Source organism: Vibrio sp. Isolate34, from assembly GCF_022397915.1.
In the GTDB taxonomy this organism is placed as follows: domain Bacteria; phylum Pseudomonadota; class Gammaproteobacteria; order Enterobacterales; family Vibrionaceae; genus Vibrio.
The window spans coordinates 119,106-134,729 of the sequence record NZ_JAKEUO010000010.1; the positions used below are offsets into that span (position 1 = coordinate 119,106).

12 protein-coding genes are annotated in these 15,624 nt (G+C 45.2%); 9 read left to right on the top strand and 3 right to left on the bottom strand.

Annotated features, from left to right (window positions below):
- Window positions 1-81 precede the first annotated feature (81 nt).
- Complete coding sequence (locus tag L1D22_RS12655) at window positions 82-762, bottom strand: TIGR00153 family protein (RefSeq protein WP_239830067.1); 681 nt, start codon at window positions 760-762, stop codon at window positions 82-84.
- A gap of 207 nt (window positions 763-969) precedes the next feature.
- On the opposite strand from L1D22_RS12655, the gene L1D22_RS12660 reads away from it, so the two are divergent.
- Window positions 970-2,487 (top strand): inorganic triphosphatase, encoded by a 1,518-nt coding sequence (locus L1D22_RS12660; RefSeq protein ID WP_239830068.1) that lies wholly within the window; start codon window positions 970-972, stop codon window positions 2,485-2,487.
- 51 nt (window positions 2,488-2,538) lie between these two features.
- On the opposite strand, the gene L1D22_RS12665 is transcribed toward L1D22_RS12660, so the two are convergent.
- A complete protein-coding gene (locus L1D22_RS12665) occupies window positions 2,539-3,288 on the bottom strand; it encodes a potassium channel family protein (protein ID WP_239830069.1) in 750 nt (249 codons plus the stop codon).
- 97 nt (window positions 3,289-3,385) lie between these two features.
- On the opposite strand from L1D22_RS12665, the gene L1D22_RS12670 reads away from it, so the two are divergent.
- The 3 genes from L1D22_RS12670 to hldE all read left to right on the top strand — a co-directional run bounded on the left by L1D22_RS12670 (window position 3,386) and on the right by hldE (window position 9,255).
- Window positions 3,386-4,642, top strand: a complete 1,257-nt coding sequence (locus L1D22_RS12670; protein ID WP_239830070.1) for a methyl-accepting chemotaxis protein — start codon at window positions 3,386-3,388, stop codon at window positions 4,640-4,642.
- Between the two features lie 212 nt (window positions 4,643-4,854).
- Complete coding sequence (gene glnE, locus L1D22_RS12675; protein ID WP_239830071.1) at window positions 4,855-7,704, top strand: bifunctional [glutamate--ammonia ligase]-adenylyl-L-tyrosine phosphorylase/[glutamate--ammonia-ligase] adenylyltransferase; 2,850 nt, start codon at window positions 4,855-4,857, stop codon at window positions 7,702-7,704.
- A gap of 120 nt (window positions 7,705-7,824) precedes the next feature.
- The gene (gene hldE / locus L1D22_RS12680; RefSeq protein ID WP_176680887.1) at window positions 7,825-9,255 is read left to right on the top strand and encodes a bifunctional D-glycero-beta-D-manno-heptose-7-phosphate kinase/D-glycero-beta-D-manno-heptose 1-phosphate adenylyltransferase HldE; all 1,431 of its coding nucleotides are present in this window, start codon (window positions 7,825-7,827) and stop codon (window positions 9,253-9,255) included.
- Between the two features lie 98 nt (window positions 9,256-9,353).
- Here hldE and tolC read toward each other — a convergent pair whose 3' ends face one another.
- On the bottom strand, window positions 9,354-10,697 hold the full coding sequence (tolC, locus tag L1D22_RS12685; protein ID WP_239830072.1) for an outer membrane channel protein TolC: 1,344 nt from the start codon (window positions 10,695-10,697) through the stop codon (window positions 9,354-9,356).
- 227 nt (window positions 10,698-10,924) lie between these two features.
- Between tolC and nudF the strand changes: the two genes are divergently transcribed.
- From nudF to parE, 5 genes are all read left to right on the top strand, one after another.
- Window positions 10,925-11,554, top strand: coding sequence for an ADP-ribose diphosphatase (nudF, locus tag L1D22_RS12690; protein WP_239830073.1), 630 nt, complete (start codon window positions 10,925-10,927; stop codon window positions 11,552-11,554).
- 4 nt (window positions 11,555-11,558) lie between these two features.
- Window positions 11,559-11,999, top strand: a complete 441-nt coding sequence (locus tag L1D22_RS12695) for a DUF1249 family protein (protein WP_008222561.1) — start codon at window positions 11,559-11,561, stop codon at window positions 11,997-11,999.
- Between the two features lie 58 nt (window positions 12,000-12,057).
- Window positions 12,058-12,882 (top strand): 3',5'-cyclic-AMP phosphodiesterase, encoded by an 825-nt coding sequence (gene cpdA, locus L1D22_RS12700; RefSeq protein ID WP_239830074.1) that lies wholly within the window; start codon window positions 12,058-12,060, stop codon window positions 12,880-12,882.
- A 15-nt stretch (window positions 12,883-12,897) separates the two neighbouring features.
- The gene (gene yqiA / locus L1D22_RS12705) at window positions 12,898-13,503 is read left to right on the top strand and encodes an esterase YqiA (protein ID WP_239830075.1); all 606 of its coding nucleotides are present in this window, start codon (window positions 12,898-12,900) and stop codon (window positions 13,501-13,503) included.
- A 239-nt stretch (window positions 13,504-13,742) separates the two neighbouring features.
- Window positions 13,743-15,623, top strand: coding sequence for a DNA topoisomerase IV subunit B (gene parE, locus L1D22_RS12710; protein ID WP_239830076.1), 1,881 nt, complete (start codon window positions 13,743-13,745; stop codon window positions 15,621-15,623).
- Window position 15,624 lies beyond the last annotated feature (1 nt).

Below are 15,624 nucleotides of genomic sequence, written 5' to 3' on the forward strand. Positions count from 1 at the left end.
AAAACCGCTCAGCGAGAGAAATACTCAGCGCATAAGTGGTTTGTTCAAAAAGTGCTCTTCGTTATATGGTTAACGTATGATTTAAGATCGAGAAAGCATTACTTCAAGACGAGCGCCTACACGCTGTGCTTGATCTGCAATACCACCAACCCATTCAAGAATTTTGTATAAGAACATGATATCAACTGGATTCAGACCGTCTTCGATCGCCATCAATTGTTGGCGTAATTCGATCTGCATCGCATCCGTGTCATCTTCAATTACATCTAATTGATGAATCATTTCAGCAACGAGTGTTACTTCGCGGCCCTTAAAGCCAGTCTCAAGTAATTCGTCTAGTTCATTGATTACGCTTTGTGCTTGGTTCGCTGCATCTAGACAACGTTTAACGTAAGCGATGAAATTTTCTTGTAGAGGAGCAGGAATGACAAGTTGACGACCATATACACGGCCAGCAATGTCTTTCGCTAGGTTTGCTAGTTTGTCTTGCTGCGTTAATAGCTCCAACATATCGGTGCGATCAACTGGCATAAACAAACCACGAGGAAGTTTAAGGCGAATTTCACGTTTTAGTACGTCAGCTTCTTTCTCAAGGTGAGAAATTTGAGCTCGAATTTCGGCTGCTTTCTCCCAGTCACCTTTTGAAGAAACTTCAAAGAAATTAACTAGGTGAGAACAACATTCGTTCACGCATACTACGTGACGCTGCAAAGGTTTAATTGGGGACTTTGCAAATAACCCCATAATTGTATTTACTGGCATGGTCATCCAACCTAATAAATAATAACCTTAAAACAACATACACCACATTCATGGTGAAATGTTAAGCGATGGCTACAAAGTCGCGCATGTTAACCTAATCAATGTCTCATTAAAACTGTTTTAGATCATCATAAGGGCGATATTTCTGACTTGCCGACTTTTCAAATTGGCAATATCCTGTCCCTATCTTCACAGAAAGGTATAACTATGGAAACCGAGATAGAACTGAAGTTTTTTGTTTCTCCTGAATTTTCAGAGACTTTACGCAATAAAATTGCTGAAACTAAAGTACTTCAGCACAGTTGTCGCGAGCTAGGTAACATCTACTTTGACACCCCTGACAACTGGCTACGTAAGCACGATACAGGCTTGCGCATTCGACGCTTTGATGACGTATTTGTACAAACCGTAAAGACTGCTGGTCGTGTGGTTGCTGGCTTGCATCAAAGGCCGGAATACAACGCTGAACATGACAGCAACGAACCTAAGCTCGCCCTGCACCCAGAAGATATCTGGCCAGCAGGTAAAGACATCGAAACGTTGCAAGCTGAGCTGACACCTGTGTTCTCTACTAACTTCACGCGTGAGCAGTGGTTGATTGGTATGCCTGATGGTAGCCAAGTTGAAGTGGCTTTTGACCAAGGCTTTGTTGAATCAGGTGACCAGCAAGAGCCGATTTGCGAAGTCGAATTGGAGCTTAAATCCGGTCAAACCGATGCTCTATTTACACTGTCTCGTCAATTCTGCGAGCAAGGTGGCATGCGCCTGGGTAATCTCAGCAAAGCTGCTAAGGGTTACCGTCTTGCTCAAGGTTATCAAGGAGATGAAGTTACTCCTTTGACTTTAGTTGATACTGACAAAAGTGACACCGTTGAATCGTGTTTCATTCAATCTTTAGAGCATGCTCTCGCTCATTGGCATTATCACGAGCAGATTTTCACTGAGCGTCAATCGATTGAAGCACTGCATGAGATCAGTCACTCTCTGAGTTTTATTCGCCAAACCTTCACTATCTATGGAGGTATTGTTCCAAGACGTGCCAGTGCCATTTTGCGCCAAGAGCTGAAATGGTTAGAACAAGAGTTGGATTGGCTAAAAAGCTATGACCACTTTGAGGATTTGCTTGAAGATAAAGGCCACGTTTTGCGTAAGCTTGATGCTCGTAAGTTCTTAGTGGCAGAGCTAAAAGAGATGCAAGAGCAATTGCCAGATCGTGATGAGTTACTGACTCTCTTGAGCTCTGCTCGCTACACCGGCCTTCTGCTTGATTTGAGCCGTTGGATTCTGTCTCGTGGTTGGCAGCCTTTCTTAGATGAAAAAGCGCGTGAGCAAATGGCTCGTGGTATCGAATGGTTTTCGGTGAAGCAGCTTGATCGCACATGGGCGGACTTGATGGAAGCTTTCCCACCTGAACGTGTGATGACCAGCCAAGCCTATATTGATCAGCAATACCGTTTGATGCGCAATCTATACTCAGGTGTGGGTTTCGCAAGCTTGTATGACGACGACGAGCGTAATAGCTTCCGTCTGCCATGGGCCGATATGGTTCAAGGTATTGATGACTTGCTGGCACTTAAAACATTAGAGCCATTAACTGAGAAGTTAGAAGGCGATGAGAAGGTTCAGCTAGAGCGCTGGTTGGCTCGTCAAGAAGTGTCTATTCTGCATGCCATGGAGCAGACACGACAAATCAGTGTAGAAGTTGAGCCATACTGGCAAGACTAAACTGAACATCGGTATCAATATCAATATGAATTTGAAAATAGGGCTTCGGCCCTATTTTTTTGTTTGTTGCTCAAGCTTTTCGAGTCGTTCGAGAATTTTTTGTTGTTGCTCTATGATCTTTTCAAGGTGCTTCTCTTTGTTTTCTGCTCGTTTATTTTCATGGTGAGTTGGAGAGGTGATCAAAGAAGTGATCAAGCCTGAAATCATACCGAACACACCCACACCACAAATGATCACCAGAGAGGCCACTAATTTGCCTGAGCTCGTCACAGGGTAATGGTCACCGTATCCTACAGTACTGATGGTAACGAAAGCCCACCATAAAGCATCTTGGCCAGTGGTGATGTTGGCATTGGGATCTTTGTGCTCTAACAGAAGTATTGTTCCTGCACCTATGGTTAAGAGAATGACCAAAAGCAGAATGATCGAAGCGAGAGTGGTTTCTTTTCGATTGCGAAGTAGCTCTCTGAAAACCCGTTTTCCCGATCGAAGAACGAGAATCACACGCAAGATCTGAAAAATGCGAGCGAAACGAAGCGGCTCGACCATCGGGATGCTTGCTAAGAAGTCGATCCAGTGTACTTTGAGATATTCTTTCTTGTTTTGTGATCTGAATAGATCAATCGTGAGCTGAAAAAGAAAAACACTACAGATTATAAAATCGAGGCCGATAAGAACTTGTTTCGATTCTTTATCAATCGGTGCAAACAATAAGCCAGAGATCACAAATAACGCTAAGAAAGAGAGAATCAGTGATAATAAGCTCATCGGCTTGGTTGTGTCTTTGATACTATTTAACATTCATACGAGGCTCAAAATAAATCGCGAACTGTGACTCCAATAGCCATCTCGCGGATATAGAAGCCATCAATATATAAGAGTTAATGGAGAACTGACAATGACTAAACTGTCATTCAAGCCGTGGGAAAGGGTAATCTCTGACGTTCGTCTCGTTCCAAAAATGGTCATGCTGATGATATTCAGCACTATCTTGATCATTTCGAAGCAGCTATGGGACGCGAGCACGTTTTACGATTCATTGCTTGCAGTAACGAACAATGCGCAAGTTGCACAGCAGCATTACGAGAGCTACCTAGTTCAAGTGGTTTGGCAAACAGCCTTGATGATCATTGTGTTTGTGGTTCTTCTATTAGCAGCGGCGCGAGTGATGCTGCGCCAAACTCAATACCTAAATGATGCAATCAAAACCATGGCAGACAAGAATCTGTCAGTGCCAATTCACATGGATTGTAAAGACGAATACGGCGACGTGGCACGCGAGCTTGAGAAAACACGAGTGCAACTGCACGACATGGTTAAAGCTCAGGTTGCATCCTCAGATGAACTGTTTGCTTTGACAGAAGTGATGACAATTAGCATGTCAGAAACCAAAGAGTCGGCTCAAGAAGAGTTCAACGAGATCGATCAGCTGGCAACGGCAATGAGCGAGATGACCTCTACGGTTCAAACGGTGGCTGAACACGCACAAAGTGCTTCTTCTCTAACAGAGCAGGCATCAGGTCAAGCGTTGACGGGGCAGAAGTTCGTTCAGGGTTCTGTGTCTAAGATGAGTGAATTGTCTTCAGATATCGCAGCATCAGCGGCAGCTGTTAACCAAGTTGAAGAGCGCGTTGATTCAATCGGCAGCGTTGTAGGCACTATCCAAGGCATTTCAGAACAAACTAACTTATTGGCACTGAACGCAGCTATTGAAGCGGCTCGTGCTGGTGAAGCCGGTCGTGGTTTTGCGGTGGTTGCTGATGAGGTTCGTAACCTTGCACAACGTACGCAACAAGCGACGGTAGAAATTCAAGACATGATCAGCCACCTACAAACCAGTGCGAATTCGGCTGTAGAGCTGATGGAAAAGAGTGTTGTGGAAGCGGCTGAAGGTGTGGATCTGGTGACCAATGCGGGTTCGGAGTTGGATGGTATCGTAAGCCAAGTAAACCAAATCAATGACATGAACTTCCAAATCGCAACAGCAGCAGGCCAACAGAGCAGCGTTGCTGAAGAGATGAGTGTTAACCTAACCAATGTTCGTGAGCTGGTTGAAGCCTCTGTTGTCGTTGTTGGCGAGCTTCTAGAAACTTCTCAGCTTATGGAAAGCAACGCGCAAGAACTCGACGGTAAGATCAAGCAATTCAAGGTATAAGCCTTAAGCTCTAAATCCTGATTGCTAGAGCTTGTTTTCTAGAGAGAAAGGCCTAGGTCGATAAGTTAACCGATAAAACGCCCACATTGCTAATGTGGGCGTTTTTTATTGGCGTAACTTTGGTATAACTTAGCTTTAGTTTTAAAACTCGCTATTGAAGACTCGAACTGATAACCCGAACGTTCGTCGCGCAGCTTATACAAGGAAGAAACATGCCATTGCCTTCTCAACTCGTCACTCACTCACAGTCTGCTTTTGAGCAATTGCTAGAGCATCAAAGTGAAGCCATTAGTACTTGGTCTGAGCCACTTATTGAAGATCTCAAACGTGTATTAGGCTTGAGCTGTTTTGTGGGTGATTGTTTACAACGCGACACGATCTTATCTACGACCTTACCGGAGATGTTGGCATGCGAAGAACGTGCAGAAGGGTATCGTGGACGATTGGCAGAGTTACTTTCGGGTTGCGCTGATGAGATGAGTGGCCAGCATGTGTTGCGCCAATTCCGCAACAGAGAAATGACCTATATTGCGTGGCGTGACTTCATGAGCTCTTGGGAGTTAGAGCAAAGCCTAAATCATCTATCGATGTTGGCTGAGGCGATGATCTTCGAGACCTATCAATGGCAGTATGATATTTGTTGTAAAGAGTGGGGCACACCATGCAATGAACAGGGTGAAGTGCAGCCGATGCTGATCATTGGCATGGGTAAGCTAGGTGGCGGTGAGCTTAATTTTTCTTCTGATATCGACCTGATTTTTACCTATCCTGAGAACGGTGAAACCCAAGGTGCGAGACGCAGCATAGCGAATGCGCAGTTCTTCACGCGTTTAGGGCAACGCATTATCAAGGCGCTGGATCAACAAACCTTTGACGGCTTCTGTTATCGCGTCGACATGCGCCTGCGTCCATTTGGTGAGAGTGGTCCATTGGTGATGAGCTACGCAGCACTGGAAGATTACTACCAAGAGCAGGGGCGAGATTGGGAGCGCTATGCGATGGTCAAAGCGCGAGTGATGGGTAGCGAAATGTACCCTGAATATCAAGAGCTTCGCCAGATGCTGCGCCCGTTTGTCTTCCGACGTTATATCGATTTCAGTGCGATTCAATCTTTGCGTCGTATGAAGTCAATGATCAGCAGCGAAGTACGCCGTCGTGGTTTATCAAACAACATCAAGCTGGGTTCTGGTGGTATTCGCGAAGTAGAGTTTATCGCGCAAGTCTTCCAATTGATTCGTGGTGGGCGTGAACCAAGCCTCCGTGGCCGAGGTTTGCTGGAAACCCTAACGGCTATCGAGTCACTGCATTTACTAGAAACAGAAGAGGTGGGTCACCTACGTGATGCTTACCTATTTTTACGTCGTCTTGAAAACCTACTGCAAGCGATGGCTGATAAACAAACTCAAACCTTGCCTGATGGGGAGTTCGAACAACTGCAGCTCGCCGTCGCGATGCAGTTTCCTGATTGGGATAGTTTGATTACCACAACTCGCGCTCACATGGCCAATGTACACACCGTGTTTGAAGACCTAATAGGGGTTGATGAAGAAGACGCGAACCCTATCGCGAGTCACTTTAGTGAATTGTGGGATATGGCGCATAAGCCGGACGTTATTGAGCATGTATTGGAACATGACATTGCTATCGCCAACCCACCAGAGGCGGCGAAAACCATCATCCAGTTTAAAGCGGACTTGGCGAAGAAGACTTTAGGCCCTCGTGGGCGGGAAGTCCTGAATCGATTAATGCCTAAAGTATTTCAAGCTTTATATACGAATAAAGACGCCGATTTTGGTTTGTCGCGAGTGCTACATTTACTGCAAAAAATAATGACGCGTACCACTTACCTTGAGCTATTGGATGAACACCCAGCAGCGCTGACTCAGTTAGTTCGCTTATGTACAGCAAGCCCAATGATCTCGGAGCAGCTTGGTCGCTACCCCATTCTATTAGATGAACTTATCGACCCTCAGCAACTCTATAATCCAGTGCCTTTGGAGTCTTATAAGACGGAACTGCGTGATTATCTTGCTCGCATTCCTGAAGACGACATGGAACAACAGATGGAAGGTCTGCGTCAGTTCAAACAGACCTGCATCTTGAGAATTGCTGCGGCGGATATTGCGGGTGTACTACCTGTGATGAAGGTCAGCGATCATCTTACTTACTTGGCAGAGGCAATTGTTGAAGCAGGTGTTAACCAAGCTTGGCTACAGGTGTCAGCGAAATTCGGTGAACCAACCCATGTTAAAGATCGCGAAGGTCGCGGTTTTGCGGTTGTTGGTTACGGCAAAGTCGGTGGCTGGGAGCTTGGCTACAACTCAGACCTAGACATTGTGTTTATGCACGACTGTCCGGTACACATCTATACTGATGGTAAGAAAGAGATCGATGGACGCCAATTTTATCTGAGGTTGGCTCAGCGTATTATTCATATTTTCTCGACCAGAACCGCGTCGGGAATCCTATATGAAGTCGATACTCGCTTGCGTCCATCGGGTGCTTCGGGTTTGTTGGTAAGTCCAACCGATGCCTTTGATGAGTACCAGCATAATGACGCGTGGACATGGGAGCATCAAGCTCTGACTCGTGCACGTATGATTTATGGTGATGACCTGTTAGCGTCTGCGTTCAATAAAACACGTCATGAGGTGCTGTGTTTAGCTCGTGATGAAGCGACGCTTAAAAAGTCTGTTGTGGATATGCGTGAAAAAATGCGCGGTCATCTTGGTGGTAAAAAAGCTGATAGATTCATGCTTAAACAAGATGCAGGTGGTATTACCGATGTTGAGTTCTTGGCGCAATATTTAGTACTGCGATACAGCAATGAGAAGCCTAAGCTGACTCGTTGGTGTGACAATGTACGAATCTTTGAAAGCCTATTGTCACAAGGAATCATGGACGAGCAACAAGGCATGGCATTGATCAACGCCTATACAACTCTAAGGGATGAAATTCATCATCGCAATCTACTCAACCTAGATGCGGATGTGGCGATTGATAAGTTCGAAATGGAAAGAGAACATGTAGTTCAAGCTTGGAAGCAGTGGATGGAAGCATAAGTTGTCTTTTGCTTATCTATCACAGTGCCTATCGAGATAGGTTTTACTGATTTTTATATGGTTTAGCCACTGTAATCAGTGTGCTAGACTCTAGCCAGATTCGATTTTTGGAGTTCAACAATGAAACCAATTCTACCTGACTACAGCCAATCAGGTGTTCTTATTGTCGGTGACGTCATGCTTGATCGTTACTGGTATGGTCCAACTGGCCGTATTTCACCAGAAGCACCTGTACCCGTTGTAAAAGTAGAAAATAACGAAGAGCGCCCTGGTGGTGCCGCCAACGTTGCAATGAACATTGCCTCTCTTGGTGGTCATGCTCATGTTGTTGGTTTAACTGGTAAAGATGAACCTGCCGAGGTGTTAAAAAATACCTTGGGCGCACTTAAGGTTAAGTGTGATTTCGTTGAGCTAGAAGACTATCCAACGATCACTAAACTGCGAGTGATGAGCCGTGGTCAACAGTTGATCCGTCTTGATTTTGAAGACAAATTTGAAAACACAGATCCTGAACTGGTTTTGTCTCGCATGGAACAAGCGCTTCCTAATGTTCGCTCTGTAATCCTGTCAGATTACGCGAAAGGTGCGTTGGAGCATGTGCAGAGCTTTATTCAAAAAGCGCGCGCGGCCAACGTTCCTGTATTTATTGATCCGAAAGGTGCTGATTTAGAACGTTATCGTGGTGCGACTCTGCTTACGCCAAACATGGCAGAGTTCGAGCTGGTGGCTGGTAAGGTTAAATCAGAAGAAGACCTTATCGAGAAAGGCATCGCTTTGATTGAGAAGTATGACTTCGAAGCTTTGTTAGTGACTCGTAGTGAGCATGGTATGACGCTACTGCGTAAAGGTCAGGCACCATTCCATTTGCCGACTCAAGCGAAAGAAGTGTATGACGTGACGGGTGCTGGCGATACGGTTATCTCTGTCCTTGCCGCTTCTGTTGCCGCTGGTAAACCACTGGATGAAGCGTGTGCATTAGCGAATGCGGCTGCTGGTGTGGTTGTCGGTAAGCTAGGTACATCAACACTGTCTACGATTGAATTAGCGGAAGCGATTCACGGTAGCCAAGATACAGATTACGGTGTTATCTCTGAAGCAGCACTAGTTGAAGCGGTGAAGCGTGCTCGTGCCAAAGGCGAGAAAGTGGTTATGACTAATGGCTGCTTTGATATTCTGCATGCGGGGCATGTTTCTTACATGAACCACGCTGCTGAATTAGGCGATCGTTTGATTGTTGCAGTGAATACTGATGATTCAGTGAAACGCTTAAAAGGCCCAGGTCGTCCTGTGAATCCTACCGATCGTCGTATGGCGGTTCTGGCTGGTTTAGGTGCAGTTGATTGGGTTGTTCCGTTTTCTGAGGATACGCCTCAACGTTTGATCTCTGAAGTGCTGCCAAGCATTTTAGTGAAAGGTGGCGATTACAAACCTGAAGAGATAGCGGGTGGAGCGGAAGTCATTGCTGCTGGCGGGGAAGTCAAAGTGCTTAACTTTGAAGACGGTTGTTCTACTACTGAAATCATTAAAGCGATCAAAGGCGGCCGAGGCTAACCTTCGGTCTTTTAGCTTCTATGTTAGCTTTTGAATAGACAATAAAAATGCCGCTCAATGAGCGGCATTTTTGTAACTGTAACGTAAGCTATTCTGAATTACTTGCTTGCTACTTTTAAACCTGCGTTTACATCAACAATGTCTTGTTCGCTTAGCGTACCAACCGCTTGGCGAAGCTGAAGTACACTTAGGATGTAGTTGTAACGAGCATCTGAAAGGTTTTTGTTCGCATCGTATAGACGACGAGTCGAGTCTAGTACGTCAACAATCGTACGAGTACCAACATCAAAACCAGCTTCTGTTGCTTCTAGAGCAGACTGAGCAGACACTACAGATTGTTCGTAAGCGCGTAGAGCACCAATCGAAGCACTGATGTTGTTGTTGAATGCACGTACGTCTTTCACAACGCTACGGTAAGTCGCTTCTAGATCTTCACTTGCTGCAACGTAGTTGTATTCAGCCTGTTTAGTCAAAGAAGTTGTGTTACCACCCGTGTATAGAGGTACAACTAAGTTCAAACCAATGTTTAGGTTGTCTTGATCGTAGTCGCCGTTTCCTGTTGGAGTATTGGCGGTATCAGTTTGACCTGCAAATGCGTAGCTACCGTCTAATGTTAGGCTAGGAAGGTGCCCAGAGCTTGCTAGAGAGATGTTATCTTTAGCGATATCTTGAGAAATACGCGATGCCAATAGGCTTAGGTTTTTCTGTTGAGCTTGTTCAACTAGCGCTGCAGCTGTTTCTGATGATTTGCTTGCTGAGAATCGATCAGTATCTAGGATGCTTAGGTTAGAGTGTTCCTGACCTGTAATCTCACGTAGACCTTCGTAGCTATTCGTTAGGTCGTTCTCTGCAAGAACTTCATCAGCCAAAACGCCATCGTACTGAGCTTGTGCATCGTGTACATCGGTGATCGCTGAAAGACCAACTTCAAAACGCTGCTTAGTTTGTTCTAGTTGACGAGCAACCGCTGCTTTTTCTGCACGAACAAACTCTAGGTTATCTTGAGCGCGAAGTACTTCGAAGTATGCTGTCGCAACACGAAGGATCAAAGCTTGTTGCTCTGCCGCGTAAGCTGAATCAGATTGACGAGCAGTCTTCTCTGCCGTATCTAGCGTGATCCAAGAAGAACGTTGGTAAAGCTCTTGACTGAAGCCAACACCAACACCCCAATTATTGCTGTCAATATTTGAGTTGCCTGATGAGTCATAATCACGTTCACCACGATTAATGTCGTAGTTAGCTGTTAGATTGATTTGAGGTAACAAAGAGCTACGGCTTGACGTTACTGCTTCAAAAGCGGCATCGCGCTGCGCTGCTGAACGAAGAAGTTGTGGATCGTTCTGTTTTGCTTGGTCGTAAACTTCAGCTAGCGTATCAGCAAAAGCTGACGAACTCAGGCTGCCAATTGCTGCACTGATAAATAGTGGAAGCAGTTTTTTCATTTTCCTATTCCTGCCTTTTATGGAATTTTCTTTAAAAGAGTTTAACCCAGTTTGGTGGTAATTTACTCGAAACTTTGCACTTTTTTACAGTTAACTGTCCACTTGTGCAATATTTATTTTTTTAAACTTAACTTTAATTATAAATTTTATATAAAAAGTTGAACCTTATCCTTGGTAGTTAACTCGGACAATGAGTAAACTATAAAGATCACTTAGTGAGGTACCAAATGCAACAGTATGACAATCAACGACATGAGTTTACTCCGCAAGATGTGGAAATAGTCTCAAAAGAGACGCTGTTTCGTGGTTTTTTCAAAATGGTTAAGTACACATTTAAACATAGACTGTTTGAGGGTGGCTGGAGCCAACCAATACAGCGTGAGATGTTTGAGCGTGGTCATGCTGCCGCTTTGCTGCCTTATGATCCTGTGCGTGATGAAGTGGTGATCGTCGAACAGATTCGCATTGGCGCATTAGAACATGAGAACCCATGGCAATACGAAATTGTTGCCGGGATCATTGATACCGATGAATCACCGCAAGACGTTGCCCGTCGCGAGGCGATGGAAGAAGCGGGAGTCGAAGTCGGATCTGTGTTGCCTATTACTTCGTATTACCCTTCATCTGGTGGTTGTTCAGAAAAGCTCGACGTTTTTGTTGGCTGTGTTGATGCAACGACAGCAAAAGGGGTGCACGGACTGGATTACGAAGGTGAAGACATTCGTGTGCAAGTGATGAGTCGCGAAGCCGCTTATCAGTTAGTAAAAGACGGTGTGTTTGAAAATGGAGCCACGATCATTGCGCTACAGTGGCTACAATTGAACTACCAAGAATTACAGTCAGAGTGGATAGATTAACGTCATGCCAAATATAGCGGTCAAAAAACCGTATCATGTTGATCTTGCTGAATTGATGCGAGTTTACGAGACTAACTATGCCAAACTTAACGCTTTGTTACCGGTTGGGCATGAGGTTGGTGACGTGCGCTGTTACCAAGCCGTTAATATGGTGTATCAATTGACAGTGAATGAGGTCACAAAATACACCACATTAATAGACATATGTCAGAGTGACGCGATGCCAGTGTTTCCTTTGCCAAAAATGTCTGTCAGGCTATATCACGACGCTCGAGTTGCAGAAGTGTGCGCTAGCGGGGATTTTTCGCGTGTCAAAGCGAAATATGACTATCCCAACACTAAGCTTCTGCAAAAGGACGAGAAATTTCAATTGAATAAATTTCTTGGGGAATGGTTAACGTTTTGTTTAAAAACGGGTATCAGCCGAACCCCAATTGCCTTTTAATTGAGCCTATTTTAGAACACTTTAAAGTCTAAACAGTAACGTATCTGGATTTGTTATTTTGGAATTATCACACACTTCAAAATTTGATGAGAGCAGTATTAAGCTTGTACAGCTAACGGACACGCATTTATTTGCGCCGAGCAATGGCAGCTTATTAAGCATCAACACTCAAGATAGCTTTCGTGCTGTAGTCGATGGCATTGTTAGTCAGGGCTTTGACTATCAAGCGATCTTAGCGACAGGTGATATCTCGCAAGATCACAGTGCTGAGTCGTACCAGAAATTTGAGTCAGGGATTCAGCCTTTAGAAAAACCTTGTTACTGGCTTCCGGGCAACCATGACTTCAAGCCGAATATGGGCAGCGTTTTACCATCACCACAAATTCAATGCGTTGAGCATGTCTTGCTAGGTGATAACTGGCAGATGGTGATGTTGGACTCTCAAGTTGTCGGTGTTCCACATGGTCGCCTGAGCGATCAACAACTTGATCTACTAGAACAAAAACTGGCGGAATTCCCTGAGCGCAATACTTTGGTTTTGTTGCACCACCACCCGTTATTAGTGGGCAGTGCATGGCTCGATCAACACAATTTGAAAGATGCTGATCAGTTCTGGGATGTGGTTCAACAGCACACCAATGTGAAAGCCGTGTTGTGTGGTCATGTCCATCAAGACATGAACCGAGAGCACCATGGTGTACAAGTTATGGCAACTCCGTCGACTTGTGTTCAGTTCAAACCGAACTCAGATGACTTCGCTGTAGATACCTTATCTCCTGGTTGGAGAGAGATTGAACTGCACCAAGACGGTACGGTGAGTACTCAAGTTCGTCGCTTGCCTAACGGGCAGTTCTTACCTGATTTTGAAGCCGCTGGCTATTAATGAAGGTTGCTAATGATGTCTGAACCTATCGAGCAAACTGCAAAACCATCTCTGCTTCTCTATATTCATGGTTTTAACAGTTCATCTCGTTCTCACAAAGCGACGGTGATGACTGAGTATTGCGCGGAGCATCGCGCTGATATCAAGGTGATTACCCCTCAACTGCCGAGTTTTCCTCAGCAAGCGGCACTTCATTTGCAAACGTTGGTGGAGCAATATAAAGATCAGTACCAGATCGCATTAGTCGGCAGTTCGTTGGGTGGCTACCTTTCAACATGGCTTAATAGTCACTATGGTTTTAAAGCGGTTGTGGTTAACCCTGCGGTGAAGCCATATGAGTTGTTGGCTGATTATTTGGGTGAGCAAATAAACCCATATACAGATGAAAGATATGTACTGGAAACAAAGCATATTGATGAATTGAAGGCGTTAGAGGTGCCGGCTATCGAAAAGCCGAGCGACTTCTGGCTGCTTCAGCAAACGGAAGACGAAGTTCTGGATTACCGACAAGCGGTAGAGAAGTACCAAGGTGCAACACAAACAGTCGAAGAGGGCGGTGATCATAGCTTTGTTGATTTTGAGCGCTACCCACAGCAAATTGTCACCTTTCTAAACCTTTAACCTGTTTCACCAACAGAGTGATTTTCTCTTGTTTGCCTGTTATTTCATCTATCAATGGTGAAATATCATAGTTTGATGTCTTAGTTTTTGAACTAGCTTGACATCATTACTCAGCTTCCAGACTATATTCCCCAATACTTCGCTCGTTCGCTCTACTATGAAGGTTCATAGTAATAATTTTGTTTTAGTGAAACTAGAGCCCGCGAACTGACGCAAACTTTTTGAGTAAACTCCGTATTATGACTGAACAATATAATGCAAAAGACCTCGAGGTACTTGAAGGTCTCGATCCTGTGCGACACCGCCCAGGTATGTATACAGAGACAGAAAGGCCGAACCACCTTGCCCAAGAAGTCATTGATAACTCGGTCGATGAAGCACTAGCGGGACACGCTAAGAAGATCAAAGTTGTGCTTCATGCAGACCAATCGTTAGAAGTTACCGATGACGGCCGTGGTATGCCCGTTGATATCCACCCTGAAAAAGGGATCTCAGGTGTTGAGCTGATCTTAACCAAGCTCCACTCTGGCGGTAAATTCTCAAACAACAACTACAAGTTCTCTGGTGGTTTGCACGGGGTAGGTATCTCGGTTGTAAACGCACTATCCAAACGTGTTGAAGTGACCGTTCGCCGAGAAGGTCAGGTTCACGAGATCGCACTTGAAGGTGGTCATGCAGTAACAGAACTGACTGTAACAGGCACTTGTGGCCATCGTAACAGCGGTACATCAGTACATTTCTGGCCTGATACAAAATACTTCGACAGCCCTAAATTTTCGACACTTCGCCTTATCAACAACCTACGAGCAAAAGCGGTACTTTGCCCGGGGTTAGAAATCACCTTTGTCGACAAAGTTGGTGGTGAAGAGCATAAATGGTTCTATGAAGATGGTCTAAAAGACTACCTTGCTGAAGGCGTGAAAGGTTATACCTTGTTGCCAGAAGAGCCTTATGTGGGTGAATTCGTTGCTGAAACGGAAATGGCTAATTGGGCTATTATCTGGCAACCAGAAGGCGGTGATATGATCACCGAGAGTTACGTGAACTTAGTACCGACCAAGCAAGGTGGTACACACGTAAACGGTCTTCGCCAAGGTCTGCTTGATGCAATGCGTGAGTTCTGTGAATTCCGTAATCTACTGCCACGTGGCGTAAAGTTAACGGGTGACGACATTTTCGATCGTTGTTCATACGTTCTGTCGGTGAAGATGCAAGATCCTCAGTTTGCTGGTCAAACAAAAGAGCGTTTATCTTCTCGTCAAACCGCAGCGTTTGTTTCTGGTGTTGTAAAAGATGCCTTCAGCCTTTGGTTGAATGAGAAACCGCAACTGGCAGAGCAACTGGCTGAAGCTTGTATTGTTAACGCTCACCGACGTATGCGCGCGAGCAAAAAGGTTGTGCGTAAGAAAATCGCATCAGGCCCAGCACTACCGGGTAAGCTAACTGACTGTTCGGTTCAAGATTTAAGCCGTACCGAAATCTTCTTCGTGGAAGGGGACTCGGCAGGTGGTTCTGCCAAGCAAGCTCGCGATCGTGAGTTCCAAGCAGTAATGCCACTGCGCGGTAAGATCCTAAATACGTGGGAAGTATCAGCAGACCAAGTTCTTGCTTCACAAGAAGTGCACGATATATCTGTTGCTTTGGGCATTGACCCTGACAACGACGATTTATCCGGCCTGCGTTACGGTAAGATCTGTATCCTTGCCGATGCGGACTCGGATGGTCTTCACATCGCAACGCTTCTATGTGCGTTATTCACTCGTCACTTCAGTGCATTAGTTGAAGCGGGTCATATCTACGTAGCAATGCCACCGCTGTATCGTATTGACTGCGGTAAAGAGGTGTTCTACGCATTGGATGACGATGAAAAAGATGGCGTGCTTGAGCGTTTGTCTAAGAAGAAATCCAAAATCAACGTACAACGATTCAAAGGTCTGGGTGAGATGAACCCACTTCAGTTGCGTGAAACCACCATGGATCCAAACACTCGTCGCCTTGTTCAATTAACCATTGATGATAATGAAGCAACTCTTGAGATGATGGACATGCTGCTAGGTAAAAAACGCGCTGATGATCGCCGTACATGGCTACAGACTAACGGTGATATGGCCGAGGTATAAT